Raw genomic sequence first — 2,317 nt, forward strand, 5'->3', positions numbered from 1 at the left:
TGTTTTTATTAAAAACCTTATAACTTTGTTTTTATAAAAATTTAGATATCATAATAAATAAAAAGGATAAAAATGAAAATTGATTTTAGTGATATACAGAATATGTTTAATGCAATTAATAGAAGTGATATAAATGAAAATAGTCGTAATTTAGTAGATGATGATATTATTGATAGCATGGATATGATGAAATTAATACTTGAAATAGAAAAATTTATTGGAAAAAATTTAGACGCTAAATATATTACTCCAGATAATTTCGAAGATTTTTCTGCAATTAAAAATATGCTTGAGGAAGTTATATAATCTCAAGCACAAATTTATCGCCCTTATCTTTAAAAGTAAAAACTTTATCCTTACAAGGATAACTTATACTATCCTCTCGCATAGTGAATTTTTTATCCTTAAATTTTTCAAGCATTTTTGGTAATTCTTTACCAAATAGAGCTTTATCAGTAATTCCACCTCCATGCGTAAGTCTTTTTATAAATCTACCATCTATATCCTTTTCATCTATCAAGTGAAAATTTACATCATAACCCAAAGTTTTCAGAATTTGCATATATTGAACTTTAAACTCATGAGCAGTCAATGGATCTTCTGAACTATGATAACTTGTGTATATTATATTTTTATTTTTTTGAGCTTGTAAAATCAAATGTGTTTGATTTAATAAAGTTCTTATTTCATAATTTTCATCTTTAAAACAGTATGGCGAATTTTTATTGGCATTCCAATATGTTTTTATAAAACAACCTACTAAAAAATTTTTAGAATTAATAAATGCATCAGGATGGTCTAAATCTTTTCCTATGATATAACCCAAAAGCAATATTGCTTCACCCGAATTATCTATCACTCCATCAACATACCAAGGAGCAATTTTAGTCAATAATAAAGAAAGATAACCTCCATAAGATCTTCCTCCATAAATTTTTGGTAATTTTCCAAAATTAGGATATTTTTTACATAAATCTTTTAAAGCATTAATGCAGTCAATTGCTGCCATAATACCATAATTTTGATATTCATTATTAGTTGGTAACATGGTAGAAGTTATAAATAACCTATAATCATCAGCTAAAATCCCTTTCAACTTATAAGTATCAATAGTAGACTCCAATGACGCAAGATATTCTTTCATATTCCAAGTACTGAGTCTATTTGTGTTAAAGTTCATCTTCTCTAGAGATTTTTTCAATTGATTCACATTGTACTCATCATACGAAAATTGCGCGCTGTATCTTTTATCTTTATCATTTATCCTACAACCATAACAATGATATAAAACACTCACAACTACTACTTCAAATTTCTTAGCTATAAATTGTCTATCAAAATCAATAATTGACAAATCAACATTGGCACCATATCCACCTATCATAAAAACAACAGCTTTCATCTCTTTGTCATCATCATAGGTAATTCTATATTCTAATTTACTTTCTCTTTTTATGTTTAATTCTACATCATCACAAGAGTCTATGAAATAAGTTTCATTTTTGAGCATAATTTTCTCTAATCATTAAAATAATTTGTAAATTGATCTTGATATAGTAACTCTAGATTATCATATATATCTTGAATTTTATCAATAAATTTTTCATTTCTATATGCTTGCATAGTCATAGAATTAATTTCTTGAAAAGCAAAAAAATCAAATTTTTCTTCATGTGTTAATTCTTCAAGATAAATTACTTTTCCATAATGATCATAAGTATATTGTTTAAGAGTTTCTTCTATCACTTCAAGTACCTTAAATACAAATATCATTATAGGTTCCTTTCTTAATACCTGTGTGCTTTGCTCAAACTCTCTTAAAAACTCATCATTTTTTCTATGAGTTATGGTGCAATAGTGCTTTTTGGCATCTTTATAAAAAATATCAAACAATGCACAAGGTTTAACCCCTAAAAAATTTCCCTCATAATCAACCTGAGGATAATAAGGGTAAAGTTTACATATCAAAGGTCTAAGGCTGTGAGGATCACAAAGTCCATTTAAATCACATTTTGCAAAATAAGCATTAATTTTCTTTCCATTTTTTAAAGTAAAGGTATTGACTTTTCCATTTTCTAAATATGTATTACCAGCTTGTTTTAGCGAAAGATATTCAACTTCAAGCATGGGCAATATCACCGCACTAGATTTATTAAATTTAAAATATTGTGCGTGAATATTATGACAACATCCTCCATTACATGTTTTATAGCATTGTGGTGCAAAAATAAATTCTTTATCTTGCAATGAGTTAAAAAAATTTTTCATTTATTTCCTTTCTTATGTATTCTAGCTTAATTTTTGTACATCAAGTAAT

3 protein-coding genes are annotated in these 2,317 nt (G+C 26.3%); 1 reads left to right on the plus strand and 2 read right to left on the minus strand.

The window, feature by feature from the left end:
- Positions 1 to 72: 72 nt before the first annotated feature.
- Positions 73 to 306 carry an acyl carrier protein gene (locus tag L8W55_RS07845; RefSeq protein WP_263678126.1) on the plus strand — a complete coding sequence of 78 codons (234 nt, stop codon included), beginning with the start codon at positions 73 to 75 and terminating at the stop codon, positions 304 to 306.
- On the opposite strand, the gene L8W55_RS07850 is transcribed toward L8W55_RS07845, so the two are convergent.
- Both L8W55_RS07850 and L8W55_RS07855 read right to left on the minus strand, forming a co-directional pair.
- Positions 299 to 1,510, minus strand: a complete 1,212-nt coding sequence (locus L8W55_RS07850; protein ID WP_263678127.1) for a DUF2920 family protein — start codon at positions 1,508 to 1,510, stop codon at positions 299 to 301. The genes L8W55_RS07845 and L8W55_RS07850 overlap by 8 nt on opposite strands.
- An 8-nt stretch (positions 1,511 to 1,518) precedes the next feature.
- A complete protein-coding gene (locus tag L8W55_RS07855; RefSeq protein WP_263678129.1) occupies positions 1,519 to 2,268 on the minus strand; it encodes a hypothetical protein in 750 nt (249 codons plus the stop codon).
- Positions 2,269 to 2,317: the final 49 nt, after the last annotated feature.

The sequence above is a fragment of the Campylobacter sp. FU_520 genome (genome assembly GCF_025772385.1).
Classification (GTDB): domain Bacteria; phylum Campylobacterota; class Campylobacteria; order Campylobacterales; family Campylobacteraceae; genus Campylobacter_D; species Campylobacter_D lari_C.

Coding starts and splice junctions, on each gene's coding strand:
- L8W55_RS07850 (WP_263678127.1), bottom strand. CDS start 1,510: ATGCTCAAAAATGAAACTTATTTCATAGACTCTTGTGATGATGTAGAA.
- L8W55_RS07845 (WP_263678126.1), top strand. CDS start 73: ATGAAAATTGATTTTAGTGATATACAGAATATGTTTAATGCAATTAAT.
- L8W55_RS07855 (WP_263678129.1), bottom strand. CDS start 2,268: ATGAAAAATTTTTTTAACTCATTGCAAGATAAAGAATTTATTTTTGCA.